Here is a 20,663-nt window from a genome sequence, read left to right on the forward strand (position 1 = left end):
CCGATATGAAAGTAGAATTCTGGGGTCAGGAATTTCAAGTAAATATGTTTGTCGGCTGTATCGGCGGTTTTATCATTGCTGTCATGTCTTCGATGTTTGGCTTTGGCGGCGGGCCGTTTATGGTGCCGCTTATGTCGGTGGCTTTGCGCCTGCCGATGTATTTGGTGGTTGGCAGTTCTCTGCTCGCCATCTTTTTCAGCACCACGGTCAGTACCATGCGCCATTATCAATTTGGCAACTTTGACCTGATTTTTTTCCTGGCGATGTTTCCCGCAGCCCTGCTTGGCGGCTACATCGCTCCGCAGATCGCCAAACGAGTCAGCCCGCTGGTGGTAAAGCGCGTTGCCTGCGTGGGCCTTGTTCTCTTGGCCCTCAATCTGTTGGGACTGTATTAAGGCTTTAAGTTTTTCTGTGATATTCGGTGAGGATTGGCGTCTTGCGTCCACATCCTCACCGAATACTGATGTTTTCTTTGTTGGACGTCAATTCGCTACCAGGCAGCAATTCTAATTGTCAATCAAGCGGTACCTCCAGCTGCTGCTCTGTGCGGCTCCTCTCCATACTGTTCTCTGTGCTGTTTCGTCACTACTCGCTTGCAGCTTCGTTCTCATCTTGATTTAGAAACGGGATAACCACGTCGCAGGGGCGGCTTACTCCGCTGGTGGTTCTCCGCCCTGCGGGGGATCTGTGTCGTAGAGTTGCTTGGCGGCAAGAAGAAGTAAAGGGATGGCCAGGATAGGCGCAAAAAACGGCCCCGCATCAAGCAGTTGTTGTATAAATGGATTGGCCGAATGTATGGCCGGTGCCCCGTACTTCAGGCCACAATAGACACCTGCTGCCAGCAGGACGCTCAGCCACCAGGGCAGGCGCCGTGACCGTGCGCTGCCTCCACTTTGTTTATCTCTCACGGCTGTTCCTCCAGGACCAAGCACACCATCTCCCGCACCTGTGGGTCGGGGTCGTCGCGGTACCGACCGATCAGTTCCAATGCCGCCGCACCGCCTATTAGCCCAAGAAGAGAAATGGCCTCGCCGCGGAGCAGCGGCTCAGGGGCAAGGAGGAGTTCGGCAAGGGAAGGGATAGCAAGCGGCAGCATGTCGGGCTGGATTTGCTGCAGCTCCTCGAAAAGGACGGCCACACCGAGACGAACGCTGAACCGTTCGTCGCGGAGGATGTCCCCGATCCAGCTATAATATAGCGGTTCACGGCGGAACATGGCGACGATGTTTTCGACATGCCCCTGGTCTAAGAAGTCGGCGATAACCTTTTTAAAGTCTTCGTCGCTTACTGTGTAGGGAGTTTGTGTCATAGTCTGGGCGAAGGGAGAATTTCCCCGGATTTGTTCAAGGGATTCGGTTGCTGGTAAAAAAATCCTCGTAGAAACATGCAAATAAATTTTCTCAGAGAACCAAAATTGACTACAATGGCCCTGCCAGGTTACAGTGATTCTCTTTGCGGCGAAAGGCAAGATAATTATGGCAGCCGGTTGGTCGACGGGTTTTCTCGGAATTGTAGCGACGGCAAAAAAAAGGAGGTTTGGTGTGGCAAGAGTGAAATGGTGGTGCCTTGCGGCGGTTTTACTCGTTCTTTCCGGGTGCGGGCAGGGGTCTCAGCTGGTGCGGATCAGCACTGACCCACCCGGCGGCACGGTGTTTTATAACGAAAAAGTTATGGGCGAGACACCACTTGATGTTGTCGTTGAACAGAAGAGCGGGGATTATAACTACTATTCTTTTCGGGTTGTGAAAGAGAACTATAAGCCCGTGGAAAAGGTGTTCAAGGAACTGTTTTATTATCAGAAAATACGGGACATCATCCCGGACAAACTCCACTTCGTTCTTGAGGAGCGCAAGAGATTTCCAATTGCTATAAGCTCTGAGCCGAGTGGGGCTGCCATCAGCCTCAACGGTGAGATGCTTGGTAAAACGCCATTTACGACCATCGTAGAGGAGGCGGCCGGCAAGCCCCGGGTCTTTAATTTTGTTGCAGACATGCAAGGATATCGGCAGGAAATGATTGTTCTTCGAGAGTTCCTGCCTAAGGACGATGGTAAGGTATTTATCTTTCCGGACAATCTGCATTTTGATCTAAAAATTAAGTGATACTTTAATTGATGACCAAGACCTTCGCCTCGATCGAAAGAAAAACCGTGCCCCAGGGTGAAAATCCGCAAAATGAGTTGCGTCTCCCGGATCAATCAGCTAGCATTCGTGTCGCTTGAGCAAAGGAGGATAGTCGGTGTCTGCTGGGACTGTATCCAATTTCAGTATACCGATTTTCCCTTCAGGAAATTGGCCAGAACACAGGGCCGTTGAGGATGCCATGGTTCATGGCGAGGGAGATGTCGATAAGAGTTTTCCACCGCTGCACGCATGGTTAACCGAACAAAAAGTTGTTACAACTCAGGAGGAGAAAAGCATGTCGAAACGAAGAAATACGGTATTATCTCTGATGGTGGCCGCGGGGATGACCCTGGCCTTATGCGGACCTGCGGGCGCGGCTGACAAGATTGTCAAGATCGCCACCCAGTCACCATTGTCCGGAGACCAGTCACTCATCGGCGTGGACATCAGGCGCGGTGCTGAACTGGCCCTGGAGCAATTGAGTGGTCCTTTGACCGCTCTTGGTTTTAAGGTTTCCTTGGCTCCTTTTGATGATCAGGCAAATCCCGATAACGGTGTTGCCAACGCCAAGCAGATCGTTTCCGATCCGGCAATTCTTGCCGTCGTCGGCCATTACAACTCCGGCGTCCAGATCCCCTCTTCCGAGGTATATCATACCGCAGGTCTTGCCAACGTTTCTCCTGCCAACACCAATCCGAAGGTAACCACCCGTGGCTACCTGGAAGTAAACCGCATCGTTGGACGTGACGACGTCCAGGGCGTAGTCGGTGCCGATTTCGCTACCTCCAAGGGCGTAAAGACTGCCTTCGTTGTTCATGACAAGACCGCTTATGGCCAAGGTATCGCTGAATTCTTCAAGAAAAGAGCTGAAGAGACCAAGATCAAGGTCCTCGGTTTTGAAGGCACTGAAGAAAAAGCCAACTACGACGCACTCCTCACCCCGATCATCGCCGGTAATCCCGATCTCGTTTACTTCGGCGGAATGGCCCCCCAGGCTGCCCTTCTTTTCAAACAGGCCCGGCAAAAAGGCTATGAAGGCATTTTCATGAGCGATGACGGCTTCGCCTCTGCAGATGCCGCCAAGATTGGCGAGAAGAATCTGATCACCGGTGGTGGCACCTTCTACTCCGACGTATCCGGTCCGGCTTCCGCTTACCCCGGAACCGCCAAGTTTATAAGTGATTTTACCGCCAAATATAAGGCCGCTCCTCAGCCTTTTGCCGCTCAGGGCTATGACTCCATGGCCATCTCTTTGAAGGCCATCGAGAATGCCGCAGTTGCCAATAAAAACGAGGTTCCGACCCGCGAGGCCGTTGCCAAGGCAATTCGTGCTCTGAAGGATTTCAAAGGAATCACCGGCACCTATACCTTTAATGGTATCGGCGATCCGGAAGTCGCCCGTTATTTCATCCTCCAGGTGAAATCGGCTGATCCTGCCCAGTGGAACACCAACGCAATAGTTCAGACCCTTGATATTGCGCCTCCCAAATAAGGCTTCCTAGGTTTTTGTCCCGGCCCTTTGCTGTTTAAAGGGCCGGTTCTTTATCAACTCTGGGGAGTGATTATGAAACGATTCCTGAGACAAATAAATGTATATGAATTAATACGGCCAATTGGCCAGTTGCTGGCATTTTCCGTCGGCAGCGCTGCAGTTATGTCCACAATTGTTGTGGCACTCGCCCTGGTCCTCGACCGGACCGCCGTCGGCGCCCATCTGATGGACAAGCTGAACGTGACCGTGTTCACCTACACCCTCATCAATCTTCCCCAGGTGGTAATCGACGGGTTGACTATCGGTTTTGTCTACGCCGCCATTGCTCTCGGCTATACCATGGTGTACGGGGTTCTGCAGTTTATCAACTTCGCCCACAGTGAAATTTTTGCGGTCGGCGCCTTTATCGGAGTGGAGTTTCTCATCTTCCTGCAGTCGGCCGGGGCCTTGACCGGGGCCTCACTGTTTATGGCCTACGCCTATCTGATTTTGGCAATTATTCTGGGAATGCTCGCCGCCGGCGGCCTGGCGGTGGCTGTTGAACGTATAGCCTATCGCCCACTGCGTGGGGCATCCAGGCTTGTTCCCCTGATCTCGGCGATCGGCGTCTCCTTTTTGCTGCAGGATGTCATTCGCCTGGTAGAGGGCTTGACCTCCGGCCAGTTCAACCGGATCATGCCGACCTTCGGCAACTTCGATGAAAGGATAATCTTCGGCAAAATGGTCCTGGGCGCCTCGAAGCTTACCCTGGGGATCTCCATCAAATCGATTATCGTCATTGTTGCCGCGGTCCTTATGCTCGTCGGCCTGAATTACCTGGTCAATGCCACGCGGGTCGGCAAGGCCATTCGCGCTGTCGCCCAGGATATGTCAACCGCCAGCCTCATGGGGATCCATGTCAACCGGATCATCTCTTTGACCTTTCTTGTCGGTGGGCTTCTAGGCGGCGCGGCCGGTGTGCTGTACGCCCTGAAATTCACCAGGATTGATCCCTTTATCGGCTTCTTCCCCGGATTGAAGGCCTTTACCGCTGCCGTTCTCGGTGGTATCGGCAATATGACCGGCGCGCTCCTCGGGGGCATTATCCTCGGCATGCTGGAGACCTTTGCCGGTTCCTACATGGGGATATTCACCATGGGGGCGGCGGGCTCTGAATACAAAGATATCTTTGCCTTCAGTATCCTCATCCTTGTCCTGATCTTTAGGCCGCAAGGCCTGATGGGGCAAAATGTCGGCCAGAAAGCATAGGAGATTCGCATGGTTTCGTCGTATTTCAAGGCAGTGTTCGATAAAATAAACCAGGGGCCTTTGGCATACCTCCTTATTCTCGCCCATGTTGGTACCGGGACCTTCCTGGTCTATACCCAGCAGCGATCGAATCTGGCCTTCCTGGTGCTTCTCACCTCGTTTTTGTCGTTGTATTTTCTCAAGGCTGACGGTCGTTTCAAGATATTTGTCGGGGCGGTCCTGGCCCTTGGCATCATTCCAGTGGTCGGTGTCAGGAATATCTTTTATCTTGAGGTCATCTTTCAGATCAGCGTCTTTGCGGCACTCGCCCTTGGGCTGAATATCGTTGTCGGCTTTGCCGGCCTGCTCGATCTCGGCTATGTCGCCTTTTACGCGGTCGGCGCCTATCTGTGGGCCTTTTTTGGTTCGCAGCAATTTTACGTGTTGCATTACGCCCCCGGCACCCAGCCGTCCGACCTGCCCTTTCTCCTGCCCGGTGACGCCTTCTATATGTTTCTGCTGGTCGGCATCATCATCGCCGCCCTTACCGGTATCCTCCTCGGTCTCCCGGTTTTACGGCTGCGCGGCGATTACCTGGCCATCGTCACCCTTGGTTTCGGTGAGGTTATCCGGGTTCTTGCCAATAACCTTGACAAGCCCCTCAACTTCACCAATGGCCCGCAGGGCATTACCCCGATCCAGCGTCCAACCATGCCGGACTTCGCGGTCGACTGGTTCAACACCCTTTTCGGTCCACTGGTCGGGCATCCGGTGACGCCTGCCAATCTGTATAATCTGATGTTTTACATCTTCGCCCTGATAGTGATTCTTGTCATCGTCACAGTTACCAGGCGGCTTGACGATTCAAAGCTCGGCAGGGCCTGGACGGCGGTACGTGAGGATGAAACCGCCGCCATCGCCCAGGGCATTCCCCTGGTGCGGATGAAACTGACCGCCTTTGCCGTCGGCGCCTCCTTTGCCGGGGTCATGGGCGTGCTGCTCGCCGCCAGCCGGACCTTCATCAGCCCGGAATCGTTCTCGTTCATGCAGTCGATCGGGGTGCTGTCGATGGTTATTCTCGGCGGTTCCGGCAGTATCCCCGGGGTCATCCTCGGGGCGGCAACGGTGACCATCCTCAACCTCCAGGTACTCCAGGGCTTCTCCCTGTATCTCAACGACCTCCGGCAGAGCAATGCGGTCATTCCCATTATTAATTTTGCCTGGAAGGATCTGTCGACCCAGCTTGATCCGGCAAAATATCAGAAACTGCTCTTTGGTCTCATTCTCATTTTGATGATGATCTTCAGGCCTGCCGGTTTGATTCCCGCCAAACGACGCAAACGACAAGTGACCCTGGACGAGACCAAATAGGGGGAGAACAGCAATCATGGCATTACTGGAAATCACAAATATTACCAAAACCTTTGGTGGATTAAAGGCGATCAGTGAGGTCACCTTTTCCCTCGAAAAAGGTCGGATAGTATCGATCATTGGCCCGAACGGCGCCGGCAAGACCACCTTTTTCAATACCCTCACCGGGATATACAAGCCGGATGGCGGATCGATAACCTTTAACGGCAAATCGCTGGTCGGACTACGGCCGGACCAGATAGCCGCCCGGGGAATTGCCCGGACCTTTCAGAACATCCGCCTGTTTCCGGACATGACCGTTATCGAGAATATCATGGTCGGGATGCACATTCATTTCAAACAATCGGCCATCGCGACGCTGTTCAGGCTACCGGCCTTTACCAAGGAAGAAGAGGAGGCGGAGCGCGAGGCCTTGCGGTTGATGCAGTATGTCGGCCTGTACGGCGTCGAGAACGAACTGGCAAAGAACCTTCCCTACGGTGCCCAGCGCCGGCTGGAAATCGCCCGGGCCCTCGCCGCCGAACCACAACTATTGCTCCTTGACGAACCGGCCGCCGGCATGAACCCGCAGGAAACCGAGGACATCGTCCAGCTGTTCCGCGATATCCGAGACAAAAAGGGCATTACCATCCTCCTCATCGAGCACGATATGCGAGTGGTAATGAATATATCCGAGGACATCTGCGTCATGGATTACGGTGTGAAAATCGCCCAGGGCACGCCCACGGAGATACGCAACAATACCCGGGTGATCGAGGCCTACCTTGGTCGCGGCGCCGTTGCCGGACAGCATGAGGAGAAGATGCAATGAGTCTCTTGGAGATTGAGAATATTCATAGCTATTACGGGCATATCCATGCAATTAAAGGGGTGTCCGTGAAGGTCAATCAAGGGGAGATTGTCACCCTGATCGGCTCCAATGGGGCAGGGAAGAGCACAACGCTGCGGACAATCTCGGGGATGATGCATCCGAAAAATGGCCGGATCCTCTTTGACGGCAAGGATATCTCGAAGATGGAACCGCACGAGATTGTCCAGGAGGGCATGGTCCATGTCCCGGAAGGACGGGGCATCTTCCCGACACTGACGGTCAAGGAAAATCTGGAGATGGGAGCCTTCACGGTCAAGGACTCACGGCTCGTCGAAGAGCGGATGGACAATGGCTTTGCTCTCTTCCCCCGCCTCAAGGAACGCATTGATCAGTTCGGCGGAACCCTGTCCGGCGGCGAGCAGCAGATGCTGGCCATCGCCCGCGGCCTGATGCTCAGCCCGCGCCTTCTCATGCTTGACGAACCGTCGATGGGCCTTGCGCCGATCCTCGTTGAGCTGATTTTCGATATCATCAAAAAACTCAATGACCAGGGTACCACCATTCTCCTGGTCGAACAGAACGCCCTGATGGCCCTGTCCATCGCCCATCGCGGTTACGTCCTGCAGACCGGCGAAATTACTGTTACCGATTCGGCCGAGAATCTCCGCAATAATAAGGCGGTGCAGAAGGCTTACCTGGGCATGTCCTGAGACTGCCGCAGCCCCAGGGGGGGCCTTATTCCAACAGCGCCTCCCGCTCTTCGGGGAAATCGGCGTGTTCCAAAGCGATTTGCCGGAATTCCTCGGCCACTTCGGCAAAGGCATCGACGATGTCCGGATCGAAGTGACTGCCCCGGCCCTCAAGTATTATCGCCACCGCCTTTGAATGGCTGAACGGCGCCTTATATATTCGCTTGCTGATCAGGGCGTCGTAGACATCGGCGACCGCCATCAACCTCCCGGAGAAGGGTATATTCTCTCCCGCCCAGCCGTTTGGGTAGCCGCTGCCATCCCATTTTTCCTGGTGACTCTCGGCAATCTCCAATGCATAACGGAGAAACGACCCGTCGCCGAGTTTTTTTTCGGCCTTGGAGATGGCGTCACGGCCATAAATCGTATGCTTTTTCATCTCCTCGAATTCGCTTTCTGTCAGTTTCCCGGGTTTAAGAAGAATATGGTCGGGCACGCCGACCTTGCCGATATCATGCAAAGGCGCTGACTTATGCAGGGCTTCAATGGTTTGGTCATTGAGGAAGAAGGCGTATTTGCCGCTCTTTTTCAGCTGCCTGGCCAGGGCCTTGATATAATGTTTGGTTCGCTGAATATGGCCGCCGGTCTCCGGGTCCCGGTACTCCGCCAGGGTGCCCATGCTCTCAATGGTCACCTCCTGGGTCAGTTCAAGTTCGGCTGTGCGCTGCTGTACAAGTTGCTCAAGGTTATCGCGGTGCATCTTCAATTCGAGATGATTCTTCACCCGCGCCTTGACCAAAAATGGATTGAACGGCTTGGTGATGTAATCGACCGCCCCGAGGCGAAGGCCTTTTTCCTCGCTTTCCGGCTCATTGAGAGCGGTGAGGAAGATAATGGGGATCTTCAGGGTGCGGGTCTGCCGTTTGAGTCGCTCGCAGACCTCGTAGCCGTCGATGCCGGGCATCATGATATCGAGGAGAATGAGGTCCGGGGTAAAGTCTTCGAGGATTTCCAGGGCGGTTTCTCCATCAATGGCAACGGTGATGTCGTAGAGATCGCCAAGGGCCGAGACGAGGATGTCGACATTTTCTTCGGTATCGTCGACAATCAATATGGAACATTGTGAATATTCGGCCATATCATCCTCCGCTTTCAGCATTTAATGAAAGAAATAACCGTTCAAGGATTGCTCCTGCCTCCTTGAACTGGTATTTCTTTACCAGCTTTTCAAGGAGGGCAAGTTCCTTCTGGTACTCTTCCTGCCAGTGAAAATCCTGCAATTCTGCGAGGATTTCCATAGCCGGTTTCGGCTTTCGTTTCTTGATAGGTGTTTCGAGGCGTTGCAGAATTGCACGCAGCTGGTGTTCAGTCCCCCCTTGTAGATCCATGGTTTGGGCCGGCGCAATGGCGGTTGCTGCCAGGGCGCTGTCGATATGCTCCGAGGTTTCCTGGAGTTGCCTTGTCAATGTGCTGAGGAGCAGCGGGTAGTGTTCCCGGTCGTCCTGCAGCAAGGCCTGTTCGAGGGCGGCAGCCTGTTCCTGGAGAGCTAAGGCGCCAAGTGTCCCGGCAATTCCCTTCAGGGTATGGACGGTGCGCAGGGCGGTGGCAGTGTCGCCGGTCTGCAGGTATTCAGCGATTTTTTCCGCGTCGGAGCGGTGGTCTTCGATAAATTTTTCCAGCAGCTGCCTGTAGAGTTGCGGGCTGCTGTTGACTCTTTGCAAGCCGGCCGAGGTGTCGATGCCGGGAATGGTCGCCAGTCGCGGCTCTAAAGGGATGGCATCCGGAGGCGAAGTGCTGCGCCGACTGCCTTGCTGTGTCTGGTCCACGGGGGCGATCCACTTGGCGATGATCGCATACAGCTCAGCCGGGTCGATCGGCTTGGTCAGGTGGTCGTTCATTCCGGCGGCAAGGCTTTTCTCCCGGTCACCGGCCATGGCGTTGGCGGTCATGGCAATGATCGGGGTAAGGGTATTGCCGGCTGCTCGGATCATCCCGGAGGCGGTATAGCCGTCCATCTCCGGCATCTGGATATCCATGAGGATCAGCTCAAAACGTTCGGATGTCGCAGCGGCGACTCCCTGGACGCCGTTTTCGGCAAGGGTTACCTGGAGGTTTGCTTGCAGAAGGAGTTCGGCGGCCAGCTGTTGATTGATGGGGTTGTCTTCCACCAGGAGAACGCGGCTGCCGCCAATGAACCTGGTTTGCTGAAAGGCAGCATCCCCCGGGCGAGCACATGCTTGTCGCTCAGGGGCGAAGCCGAAGCATTCGAGAATCGCATCAAAGAGCGCCGCCTTTGAAATCGGTTTCACCAAAAAGCCGTGGATACCGGCGGCGCTGGCGGCTTTGGCAAGCCTTTCCTGGCCGTAGGCGGTGACCATGATAATCTTCGGTGCGGTCTCGCCCTGGTATTTCGCAAAAATCCTTTTAGAGGCAGTGATACCGTCCATCCCGGCCATCTCCATGTCCATCAGGATGAGGCGGTATCGGGCGTCCGCGGCGGCATCTATAGCCGCAAGCGCCTCTTCCCCGGAATTAACCGCGGTAAACGGTATCCTGAAGGATTCGAGGGCATAACCGAGGATGCGCCTGGACACGGCGCTATCATCGACGATCAGCGCCCGCAGATCGCTAAACCAATCGGGGATGGCAAATTCCTGCTGGCTTGATTTGGGCGAGGGGGTGAAAACCGCGGTAAAACAGAAGGTGCTTCCTTGGCCTGGACTTGAGGTAACCTTGATGTCGCCCTGCATCAAGTGGACGAGGCGCTTGCAGATCACCAGCCCGAGGCCGGTGCCGCCATACCGTCTGGTGGTTGATCCGTCAGCCTGGGAAAAGGAGGTGAAGAGTTTTTGCAGTTGCTCCTCGGTCATGCCGATGCCGGTATCGGTCACCGAAAAGTGCAGACGAACTGCAGTTTCGCTCGATTCAAGGAGTTTGATAGCGACGACGATCTCGCCCTGACTGGAAAACTTCAGGGCGTTGCCGGTGAGGTTTATGAGGATCTGGCGAAGGCGCAGGGGGTCGCCGCAGACAAAGGCGGGGACCTCGGGGTGGACATGAAAAAGCAGCTCAAGATTTTTCTCTGCTGCCTTCATGGCGAAGATGTTGGAGAGCTGTTCGAGGACCTCGTCGATTGAAAAATCAGTGGCCTCAAGTTCCATCCTGCCTGCCTCGATCTTGGAAAAATCCAGGATATCATTGATGATATCGAGCAGGGAAATAGCCGCGCCGTGGGCCTTTTGCAGGTAATCGCGCTGTTTGGCGGTGAGGTCGGTCTGCAGGGCGAGATGGGTCATGCCGATGACCGCGTTCATCGGTGTGCGGATCTCGTGGCTCATCCGGGCAAGAAAGTCGCTTTTGGCAATGTTCGCGGCCTCAGCCGCCTCCTTGGCGATGTGCAGGTTGGTTTCGTAGTTTTTCAGTTCGGTGATGTCGTAGTTGGCACCGATGACCTTGATCGGTGCGCCGTCGCTGTCACGGATAACTAGTCCCGAACCTTTGATATAGCGCAGGGTGCCGTCGGGCCAGCGGACCCGATAGACCGTGTCGTAATCTATCTCACCACGCATGGTCAGGCGAATCTCTTCCTGCAGCTTGATGAGGTCCTCGGGCAGGACGCCCTTGGCAAACTCCTGGTGGGGGTTGGCGGCGGTCGTTTTGTCGACGCCGAACAGTTCATACATCCGATCATCCCAGGTCTCCACCTTGGTCTTGGCGTTGAATTCCCAGATGCCGATCTGGGCGGAGTCGAGGGCGATGGACAACCTTTCCTGAACCTGCTGCAGTTCGCTGTTGGCCTTTTCCACCGATTCCACCGCCGCCTGCAGTTGCGAAGTGCGCAGGGCGACCTGGTCTTCGAGAAGCCGCCGCTGTTTTTCCAACTCCTGCTCTTTTTGCTTACGGGCACTGATGTCTTTGGCGATGGTGACGATACCGGTCGGTCGTCCGCCCTGGTCACGGAGCAGGGTCATGGTGAGGAGGACGGGGATGATCCGGCCATCTTTCGTCCATCTTTCCCCTTCGATATTGTTAATTTCAAGACCTGCCTGGCAGCGTTGCAGCAAGGTGTCGGAGCGTGCATGCTGCTTGGGCGGCAGAATGGTCTTCAGCGACTTACCAATCAGCTCCTGTCGTTGCCAGCCGTAGGCGCGTACCGCTTCATCGTTCATTTCCAGGACATTGCCTTCGAGGTCTTCAATGAGAATGGGGTCGGAGACGCTCATGAAGACCTTGGAGAGGAGCTGCAGGCGCATCTGCACCGTATCGTCCACCTCATCGTCAATGGTTGCGGGCCCAGCAGGTTCACCGAAGAAAAAAAGCAGCTGACGGTCATGGCCCGGGAAAAATTTTCCCCGCAACTGGATAGGGTGATCGATGGCCTGGAGAAGAAAGGTGTTGTCGGCATGGAGGTGAATGGAGTCCCAGTCAGGAGCGACCACCGGCATCAGAAAGGTGAAGAGCTGAGCAAGGGGAGTGCCGATCGCCGAGCCCACGACGGTGTGGAGGCTTTCGCCTTCCTGTACGACTATCAGGCGGGAATCGACGGCGAAGTGAAAGGGATGGAGTTTCGCCAACTGCGGAAAGGATAAGCCATGCATAGCCAAACCTCCGTGAGTACGTGGATACAGCACAGGCCAGGGGGAGGTGGGAGGAGTGCCGGTCAGTTATCGCGGCCACGAGGCGTCCTCCGCTAATCCTATCGGAAAAAGCGGATGGAATGCAAACGAGAAATGGTCCGGCGAGGGATCAGCTGCCGTTTTGCAGGTCCATGGCCACCAACATGGCATAGTGGCCGTTGTGGGACAGGAGTTCTTCATGGCTGCCCTGTTCGACGATCCGGCCGTGGGCCATGACAATGATATGATCGGCACGGCGGATTGTCGAAAGGCGGTGGGCGATGACCAGGGAGGTGCGGCCGGTAAAACTGTCGGCGATGGCCTGCTCGAGGATGTTTTCCGATTCGGTGTCAATCGCCGCCGTCGCCTCGTCGAGGACGAGGATGGCCGGGTTGCGGCACAGTACCCGGGCAAAGGACAGCAGCTGTTTCTCGCCGGTGGACAGCTCGGTGCCACCCTCGCCGATGAGGGTGTCCAGGCCCTGCGGCAGTTTGTTGACGAAGCGGTCCATGCCGGTGCGGGTCAGCACCTCTTCCACCTGCGCCCGGTCGCAGCCGGTATCCATGACAATATTGGCAAGCAGGCTGTCCTGGAGGATGAAGACATCCTGGAGGATGACCCCGATCAGGGTGCGCAGGTCCTTGAGGCCCAGGCTGGCAATATCCCGGCCATCGATGAGGATCTGCCCCTCTTGCGGGTCATAGAAGCGGAGGAGGAGGTTGACCAGGGTGGTCTTGCCGGAGCCGGTGGTGCCGACCAGGGCGACCGTCTGTCCGGGCCGCAGGCTGAAGGAGATGTCGAGCAGCACCGGATTGTCCGGTTCATAACCGAACTGGAGATGACGAAACTCCAGGTTGCCCCGCAGATTTTCGATGCGCGCCGGGACCTTGGCTTGCGGGATGCCGCTTGCCGTATCGAGGAGCTGGAAGATCCGTTCGGCCGAGGCCATGGCCGACTGGACAATCGAATATTTCTGGGAAAGCTCGCGGAGGGGCTGGAAAAACAGCCGCATATAGGAGATAAAGGCGACCAGTTCGCCGAGAGTCAAGCGCTTTTGCAGCACCTCGCCGCCGCCGTACCAAAGGATCAGGGCCACCGCCGCCGAACTGAGAAACTCAGTGAGCGGCATGAAGGTGCCGAAGAGTCTGATCTGACTGAGGGTTTCCCGCAGATATCCGGCGCTCAGGTCTTCAAAGGTCCGCCGCGAGGTTTTCTGTCGGCCAAAGAGCTGGATGATGGCGATGCCGGACAGGGTCTCCGAGAGGAAACTGTTCAATTTGGCCAGTTGGCTGCGGATGCCCCGGAAACACTCCCGGGCGAGCCTGGCAAAAAGTATGGTGATCAGCAGGGCGATGGGGACGAAAATGGCCATCACCATTGCCAGCCGCGGGTTCATCCAGAACAGCAGGACGAGGATGCCGATGAGGCGCAGCAGGTCGTTGAAGAGCGAGACGATAACCGAGGTGAACATCTCATTCATGTTCTGGATATCGTTGGTCAGCCGAGTCACCAGCTGGCCGGTGCGCCGGGTGTTGAAGAACGGCAGATCGAGGTGCAGCAGGTGGTTGAAGAGGGTCTGCCTGACCCCGTGCATGACCCACTGCCCCACCCATTCAAGGATGCGGATCTGGCAGAAGGTCGCCAGGAATACGGCGATGATGAGTATGCCGTACAGCCAGGCATTTCTCGCAAGACCAGCCAGCCGCTCAGCTGTCGGCAGAGTGGTGGCGGTAATGGACTGGTCGATGGCGGTCTGCACCAGCCAGGGCAGGGCGAGCGTTGCCCAGGTGATGAGAAAGGAGATGACCACGGCGGCAATCAGGCCGATCCGGTAGGGTGCGGAGAACTGCAGGATGCGCCGCCACAGGGTCAGATCGCCGAGGGAGGCCTGGCGGCCTTCTTCACTGTAGCCGTAATCCATCATGGGGTGACCTCCCCAGCTGCTTCCTGGTGCATCTGCTTTTCAAACATCGCCTGATACAGGGAGTTGCCGGCGAGGAGGTGGTCGTGGTCGCCCTCACTTTCCACCCGGCCGTCGGCGAGGATGATGATATGGTCGGTCATCGACAGGAGTTTTATGCGGTTGGAGACAATAACCACGGTTTTTCCCTGGAAATGTCGGCGCAAGCCGGAAAAAACCGCATGTTCGGTGGCCACATCGACCGCTGACAGGCCGTCGTCGATGATCAGCAGCGGCCGGTCGCAGAGCAGGGCCCTGGCCAGGGCCAGACGCTGGCGCTGGCCGCCGGACAGCTTCACCCCGCGTTCGCCGATCAGGGTGTCGTAGCCGTCTTTCAGGGCCATGATATCGTCGTGAATCGCCGCATTGCCGGCTGCCCGAACCACCTCGTCACGGGTCGCCTCCGGCCTGCCGAGGGCAATGTTTGCGGCAATGGTATCGGAGAACAGGATGGGTTCCTGGCTGACATAGCCGATATGGGCGCGGACAAAGGCCAGGGGCAGGTGATTCACCTCCAGGCCACCCAGGCTGAGCATGCCGTCGGCTACCGGATACAGCCGGGTGAGCAGCCGGCACAGGGTCGATTTCCCCGAGCCGGTACGGCCGGTGACCCCGTGAATGCCGGGGCCAAGGTCGAGGGAGATTCCTAAGAGGGCCGGCGCCACCGACGAAGGATAGGTGAAGGTCAGATTGCTGAGGCGAAAGCCCGGCTGCGGCAAGGGTTTCAGCTCACTTTCCGGGATTGGGTCGGGCAGCAGGGCCTGGCTGGTGACCAGGCCGTGGATGCGGTCAAGCGAGGTCAGCCCGCGCTGCACCAGATTGGCCACCCAGCCGATGGCCATCATCGGCCAGATAAGCATGTAGAGATAGGTGATGAAGGCGACGAAATCGCCGAGGGTGATCTTCGCCTCGATGACCAGGCTGCCGCCGAAGTAGAGGACCATCAGCATACCGGCGCTGCCCACCAGGGTCGCCAGGGGGGTGATCAGACCCTGGATGGTGGCGACCCGCAGGTTGCTGCGCACGTATTGCTTTCCAAGGCGGTCAAACCTGCCGGTCTGAAAGTCCTCCATGGTATAGGCCTTGATCAGGCCGATGGAGACGAGGTTTGACCGGGAAAATTCGGTGAGTGCCGAGAACTGCTCCTGCACCGTGGCAAAACGGCGATGCAGCTTACTGGAAAGGATGCGGGTGGCAACCGCCAGAAAGGGCATGGGCAGCAGGGCGAGCAGGGTGAGCAGGGGGTGAATGGCAACCATGAACCCAATGGCGGCCAGCGACATCATAAAGGCATCGACGGCGGCGACGAGGCCCATGCCGCAGGCCATCTGCACGGCGGACAGGTCGTTGCTCGAGTGGGCCATGAGGTCGCCAGTGGTGTGTTTTTCAAAAAATGGCGCATCCATCTTGAGGATGTGGCTGAAGATCCGGTTGCGCACCGTTTGTTCAAGGAGGCGCGAAGAGCCGATAATGAGGTAGCGCCAGGCAAAACGCAGCACGACGACGACGACGGCGATCAATAGAATGATTCCGGCCAGGCGCAGCAGTCCTGCCGGGGTGATGGCCATTTTTTCTAAGTCGTCGACTCCCTGTTTGATGAACCGGGGAATGATCAGCTGGAGAAAGTCAACGAGGATAAGCGCCGCCAGACCGCCGGCAACGCGCAGACCATGACGGCGGAAAGAGGGGAAAAGAAGGTCGCGAATTTGGGGAAAGGCCATCCGTTTACTGCTGTCGCGGCGATCCGGCCTGGAGGTAGTGCTGTTCAAACGTTCGCCCCGATGCTCAAATGCGAAAAGGTTGAGAGAAAGGTAGTACGCCATCTACGGTTTTTTGACCATGGGAGATAATAAGAACCGTTTGCCGGAAAGTCACTGGGAAATCGGCAGGCTTCCCGGCAAGTCGATGGCGTCCGGTGCTTCGGCGGCCCAGGCCGGGTCTTGCAAATTTTCGGGGTCGAGGGTAGAGTAACCGGCTTCGCCACCGCCGGGGTGGCACCTGAACAATATGCTCGAAAGGAAAAAAGATGCTTACGACACTTGTACTCTATTGCCTGGTTGGCGGGGTTGCCGGGATCCTTGCCGGTCTCTTGGGAATCGGCGGCGGTCTGGTGATCGTGCCGATGCTCGTTTATGTCTTTGAACTGAATGCCTTCCCCAAGGAACTTATCATGCATCTGGCCCTGGCAACCTCCATGGCGAGCATCATGTTCACCTCGGTGTCGAGCTTTATGGCCCACCACCGCCGCGGCGCGGTACGTTGGGACGTGGTGCGGAAGATCGTCGTCGGCATCCTTGTTGGCACCTTCCTCGGTTCCTTCTACGCATCGTCGCTTTCTTCCAACTTTCTGAAGGTCTTCTTCGTTATCTTTCTCTATTTCGTCGCCATCCAGATCCTTCTCGGCAAGAAACCCAAGGGCGGCCGTGACCTGCCGGGTATGGCCGGGATGTTTGCCGTTGGCAATATCATCGGCGCCGTGTCGAGTTTTGTCGGTATCGGCGGCGGCACCCTGTCCGTGCCCTTCATGCTCTGGTGCAATATTAAGGTCCATAACGCCATCGGCACCTCGGCGGCAATTGGCCTGCCGATCGCCGTCGCCGGCACCGTCGGCTATATCGTCGGCGGCTGGAACGCCCCCGGACTGCCTGCCTATTCCATTGGCTACGTTTCTCTCCCCGCCCTGGTCGGCATTGCCGCGGCAAGCGTCCTTACCGCGCCGCTCGGGGTGAAGCTCGCCCACAGCCTGCCTGTCGACAAGCTGAAGAAGATATTTGCCCTTCTCCTCTTTGTTGTCGCCACCAAGATGCTGGTCAGCGTTCTCTAGGATCCTCACCGGGAAAGCGGTGATTGTCGCGGTTTCCCCGTTTCTTCCGCAGTTTGCATCGCCAAATATCTTTCCTTGCCGGCTGAAAGTTTTTGCCTTTTATCAATTATTCTCTGGAACATTTTCAGGAAAATAAATAAGATTTTCATTGAAAACGAGCAAAAGAGTTCATCAGGTGTCTCTCTTTGACCTAGGTCAAGGAATTCACCGGGGCAGTGTGTCAGGATCGAGGACATGTGACAGGTTCGCAGTTCTTTCGCCATTCAACCACACGAGGTGCCATGCCGATCTTCAGTTATCTCGCCATCCCCGTGGGTGGGGCCAAGGAATCCCTTCGTGCCGAACTCGCGTCTCTTGCCCATTGTCATGTTATTCCCGCCGCGAACCGCGACGTAGTAGTTCTTGTTACCGACACACCGGACGAAACCACCGAAGAAGCTCTCCAGGAAGCTCTGAAGAGGCTGCAGCACCTGCAGTCTCTCAGCCTGGCCTTTGGCTACGATGAAAAACAGGGAAAATGAGGTGATCATGAAACTCGACAGACGACAATTTGTTCTCAGTGCAGCGGCAAGCAGTGCCATGGCGGCGGCGGGGGCGCTTTTCCCCGGAGTCAGCTTTGCCGATTGGCCAAAGATTACCGGCAATTCCGGCGTTGTCTCGTGGAAGAAGGCGCCTTGCCGGTTTTGTGGCACCGGCTGCGGCGTGCTGGTTGGCGTCGTCGACGGCCGGGCGGTGGCGGTGAAGGGTGACCCGAACTGCAGCGTCAACAAGGGTCTGTGCTGTATGAAGGGCTACCATTCCGTCCAGGCTCTGTATGGCGCCGACCGGATCACTAAGGCAAAGATCAGGAAAAACGGCGAGATGGTCGAGGTGCCAATCGCCGAGGCCCTCGACTTGGTGGCCCAGAAACTGAAGGAAACCCGCGACAAATACGGCAAGGATTCGGTGGCGGTCTACGGTTCCGGGCAGTGGACCATCCCTGATGGTTACGTCGCCTCGAAACTCTTCAAGGGCTGTCTCGGCACCAACAACGTCGAGGCCAACGCCCGGCTGTGCATGTCGAGTGCCGTCACCGGCTTCATGACCTCCTTCGGTATCGACGAACCGATGGGCTGCTATGAGGATATCGACAACGCCGATGTCTTTGTCACCTGGGGCAACAACATGGCGGAGATGCATCCGGTGCTCTTCTCGCGAATGATCGCCAACCGCAAGCGCCGCAAGGGTGTGCGAATCATCGACTTCGCTACCCGTCGCACCCGTACCAGCCTGGCGGCCGACAAGTCGATCCTCTTTAAACCGCAGACCGATCTGGCCGTGGCCAATGCCATCTGTCATGAAATTATCGCCAACGGCTGGGTGAATAGCAGTTTCCTTGCCGATCACGTCTCCTTCCACAAGGGCAAGACCAATATCGGCTACGGCACCGAGGACCATTTTGCCTTCACCGATCAGATGGAGAATATCGATTTTGAGCAGTTTAAGAAATTCCTTGCCGATTATACCCCGGAAAAGGTCGAGAAGATCTCCGGGGTCTCGGCCAAGGACATCAAGTACCTTGCCTCCCTGTATGGCGACCCGTCCCTGAAGGTGACCTCCTTCTGGTGCATGGGTATGAACCAGCACACCCGCGGCACCTGGATCAATAACCTTGTTTACAATATTCACCTCCTCGTCGGCAAGATCTCCACACCGGGCAACGGACCGTTCTCGCTGACCGGCCAGCCGAGCGCCTGCGGCACGGTACGCGAGGTCGGCACCTTAACCCATGCCCTGCCGCACGGCACGGTAATGAACGAACACGACCGGCAAATGGCCGCCGAGATCTGGAATGTGCCGGTGGGGAACATCGACCCAAAACCAACCTATCACACGGTGGAGATGTTCCGGGCCCTTGACCGCGGTGATATCAAATTCATCTGGATCCAGGTGACCAATCCAATGGTCACCATGCCCAACCTCAAGCGCTACCGCAACGGCGCCCTGAAGGAGGACCGCTTTGTCGTCGTTTCGGACGTCTATCCGACGCCGACCACCGACGTCGCCGACGTCATTCTGCCGGCGGCGATGTGGGTCGAGAAGGAGGGGATGTTTGGCAATTCCGAACGGCGCACCCAGCATTTCGCCCAGATCGTCGATCCGCCGGGAGAGGCGATGTCCGATACCTGGCAGCTGATCGAGGTGGCGAGGCGGCTTGGCTTTGAAAAGCAGTTTCCGTGGGGACAGGACGAGTATATCGGCAAGATTTGGGAGGAATACCGCCGCTTCCACGCCGGGCCGAAGCACGAGATGGCACCGTACAAGGTGCTGCGCGAGCGTTCCGGAGTGCAGTGGCCCTTTGTCAATGGCAAGGAAACCCGCTGGCGCTTCAACCCCAAGTACGATCCGGCCTGCAGCAACGGCAAGGACTTCCATTTTTATGGCAACAAGGACGACTGTGCCTGGATCTGGGCCCGTCCCTACGAGCCGGCCGCCGAGTCACCGGACGGCGAGTATCCTTTCTGGCTGAACACCGGCCGGGTCATCGAACACTGGCATACCGGCAGCATGACCCGCCGCGTTCCGGTGCTCCACAACGCCGTGCCCTCGTCCTATGTTGAGCTCAATCCGGAGGACGCCGCCGAACTGGGGGTGGTGAACGGTGAGAAGGTGAAGATCATTTCCCGCAGAGGGAGCATTGTCATGCCCGCGCAAATCAATGGCCGTGGCGTGCCACCGCGAGGCATGGTCTTCGTGCCGTTCTTTGACGAGAGCTATCTTATCAACGAGGTTACCCTCGATGCCTTCTGCCCGATTTCCAAGCAGCCGGACTATAAGAAATGTGCGGTCAGACTGGAGAAAGCGTGATGAAAAGACATGTTCAGCGAAAGCGGCGAATGTGTGCCGCCGCCCTCTGGTGCCTGGCATCTCTCTGTTTCGCCGGGAATGGGGCCTTTGCCGCGGGTAACGAGGGCGGCGATTTTGACCACCAGGGCGACAAACTCTTCAACGCCTATAACACGGTGCCCGAACCCTATACCAATGCCGATTCGGGAGGGCGCAATCTTGTCGGCTTCTACGAGTTGCGCCAGTATCCCGGCTCGCCGCCGCGCATCCCGCATAAGACCGACTTGACCGTCGGCGGCACCGCCAGCGACTGCCTGGCCTGCCATGGCAAGGGCGGCTACAGCGCCGAGTTCGGCAAGTTCGCGCCGGTGACCCCGCACCCGGAAAACACCCTGTGCTACCAGTGCCATACCCAGAAGGTGACGGATGAACCCTTTGTGGCGAGCACCTGGCAGTCGATCGAGACACCGCGACTCGGCCGAACGTTCCTTGGCGGCTCACCACCGCCGGTGCCGCACACTCTGCAGCTGCGCGAAAACTGCATCGCCTGCCACACCGGACCTGGGGCGGTGACGGAGATCCGTGTCGAGCATGTGTCGCGGGGCAACTGCCGGCAGTGTCACGTGCCGGCCAGCCAGCAGGAGCCCTTCCGGGAGTTTACCAGGAAGTAGGGCAGGGGAGCCCGGGACTTGTCGGGCTGTTGGTTTGCAGCGCCTCGCAGAGA

General features: G+C 56.9%; 18 protein-coding genes. 11 read left to right on the plus strand and 7 right to left on the minus strand.

Features of this window, described 5'->3' with window-relative positions:
- Positions 1-5 precede the first annotated feature (5 nt).
- Positions 6-395, plus strand: coding sequence for a sulfite exporter TauE/SafE family protein (locus OEL83_02970; GenBank protein MDK9705991.1), 390 nt, complete (start codon positions 6-8; stop codon positions 393-395).
- A gap of 255 nt (positions 396-650) precedes the next feature.
- Here the strand turns inward: OEL83_02970 and OEL83_02975 are convergent, their stop codons facing one another.
- A complete protein-coding gene (locus OEL83_02975; GenBank protein ID MDK9705992.1) occupies positions 651-908 on the minus strand; it encodes a hypothetical protein in 258 nt (85 codons plus the stop codon).
- Positions 905-1,309, minus strand: coding sequence for a HEAT repeat domain-containing protein (locus OEL83_02980; GenBank protein MDK9705993.1), 405 nt, complete (start codon positions 1,307-1,309; stop codon positions 905-907). The genes OEL83_02975 and OEL83_02980 overlap by 4 nt, the downstream gene beginning before the upstream one ends.
- 232 nt (positions 1,310-1,541) lie before the next feature.
- Here OEL83_02980 and OEL83_02985 point away from each other — a divergent pair, with 232 nt between their 5' ends.
- The 6 genes from OEL83_02985 to OEL83_03010 all read left to right on the plus strand — a co-directional run bounded on the left by OEL83_02985 (position 1,542) and on the right by OEL83_03010 (position 7,734).
- On the plus strand, positions 1,542-2,102 hold the full coding sequence (locus tag OEL83_02985) for a PEGA domain-containing protein (protein MDK9705994.1): 561 nt from the start codon (positions 1,542-1,544) through the stop codon (positions 2,100-2,102).
- A 316-nt stretch (positions 2,103-2,418) separates the two neighbouring features.
- Positions 2,419-3,615 (plus strand): branched-chain amino acid ABC transporter substrate-binding protein, encoded by a 1,197-nt coding sequence (locus OEL83_02990; GenBank protein ID MDK9705995.1) that lies wholly within the window; start codon positions 2,419-2,421, stop codon positions 3,613-3,615.
- Positions 3,616-3,687: 72 nt separating this feature from the next.
- The gene (locus OEL83_02995; protein MDK9705996.1) at positions 3,688-4,863 is read left to right on the plus strand and encodes a branched-chain amino acid ABC transporter permease; all 1,176 of its coding nucleotides are present in this window, start codon (positions 3,688-3,690) and stop codon (positions 4,861-4,863) included.
- 9 nt (positions 4,864-4,872) lie between these two features.
- Positions 4,873-6,213, plus strand: a complete 1,341-nt coding sequence (locus OEL83_03000) for a hypothetical protein (GenBank protein ID MDK9705997.1) — start codon at positions 4,873-4,875, stop codon at positions 6,211-6,213.
- Between the two features lie 16 nt (positions 6,214-6,229).
- On the plus strand, positions 6,230-7,024 hold the full coding sequence (locus OEL83_03005; protein ID MDK9705998.1) for an ABC transporter ATP-binding protein: 795 nt from the start codon (positions 6,230-6,232) through the stop codon (positions 7,022-7,024).
- A complete protein-coding gene (locus OEL83_03010) occupies positions 7,021-7,734 on the plus strand; it encodes an ABC transporter ATP-binding protein (protein MDK9705999.1) in 714 nt (237 codons plus the stop codon). The genes OEL83_03005 and OEL83_03010 overlap by 4 nt, the downstream gene beginning before the upstream one ends.
- 25 nt (positions 7,735-7,759) lie before the next feature.
- Here the strand turns inward: OEL83_03010 and OEL83_03015 are convergent, their stop codons facing one another.
- From OEL83_03015 to OEL83_03030, 4 genes are all read right to left on the minus strand, one after another.
- On the minus strand, positions 7,760-8,851 hold the full coding sequence (locus tag OEL83_03015; protein ID MDK9706000.1) for a two-component system response regulator: 1,092 nt from the start codon (positions 8,849-8,851) through the stop codon (positions 7,760-7,762).
- Between the two features lies 1 nt (position 8,852).
- Positions 8,853-12,311 (minus strand): response regulator, encoded by a 3,459-nt coding sequence (locus OEL83_03020; protein MDK9706001.1) that lies wholly within the window; start codon positions 12,309-12,311, stop codon positions 8,853-8,855.
- A 148-nt stretch (positions 12,312-12,459) separates the two neighbouring features.
- Entirely contained in the window at positions 12,460-14,253 is a 1,794-nt protein-coding gene (locus OEL83_03025) for an ABC transporter ATP-binding protein/permease (GenBank protein MDK9706002.1), read from the minus strand.
- Positions 14,250-16,058: an ABC transporter ATP-binding protein/permease gene (locus OEL83_03030; protein MDK9706003.1), complete on the minus strand. Its 1,809-nt coding sequence runs from the start codon at positions 16,056-16,058 to the stop codon at positions 14,250-14,252. Before OEL83_03030 ends, OEL83_03025 begins: the two co-directional genes overlap by 4 nt.
- 257 nt (positions 16,059-16,315) lie before the next feature.
- On the opposite strand from OEL83_03030, the gene OEL83_03035 reads away from it, so the two are divergent.
- The gene (locus OEL83_03035; GenBank protein ID MDK9706004.1) at positions 16,316-17,113 is read left to right on the plus strand and encodes a sulfite exporter TauE/SafE family protein; all 798 of its coding nucleotides are present in this window, start codon (positions 16,316-16,318) and stop codon (positions 17,111-17,113) included.
- A 5-nt stretch (positions 17,114-17,118) separates the two neighbouring features.
- Here OEL83_03035 and OEL83_03040 read toward each other — a convergent pair whose 3' ends face one another.
- Positions 17,119-17,376 carry a hypothetical protein gene (locus tag OEL83_03040; protein ID MDK9706005.1) on the minus strand — a complete coding sequence of 86 codons (258 nt, stop codon included), beginning with the start codon at positions 17,374-17,376 and terminating at the stop codon, positions 17,119-17,121.
- Positions 17,377-17,394: 18 nt separating this feature from the next.
- On the opposite strand from OEL83_03040, the gene OEL83_03045 reads away from it, so the two are divergent.
- Genes OEL83_03045 through OEL83_03055 form a run of 3 tightly spaced genes read left to right on the plus strand, consistent with a single transcriptional unit; the run spans position 17,395 to position 20,610 of the window.
- Positions 17,395-17,634, plus strand: coding sequence for a hypothetical protein (locus tag OEL83_03045; protein ID MDK9706006.1), 240 nt, complete (start codon positions 17,395-17,397; stop codon positions 17,632-17,634).
- A gap of 7 nt (positions 17,635-17,641) precedes the next feature.
- Positions 17,642-19,960, plus strand: coding sequence for a molybdopterin-dependent oxidoreductase (locus OEL83_03050; protein ID MDK9706007.1), 2,319 nt, complete (start codon positions 17,642-17,644; stop codon positions 19,958-19,960).
- A complete protein-coding gene (locus OEL83_03055; protein MDK9706008.1) occupies positions 19,960-20,610 on the plus strand; it encodes a hypothetical protein in 651 nt (216 codons plus the stop codon). Before OEL83_03050 ends, OEL83_03055 begins: the two co-directional genes overlap by 1 nt.
- Positions 20,611-20,663: the final 53 nt, after the last annotated feature.

This window comes from Desulforhopalus sp. (assembly GCA_030247675.1).
Lineage (GTDB): Bacteria > Desulfobacterota > Desulfobulbia > Desulfobulbales > Desulfocapsaceae > Desulforhopalus_A.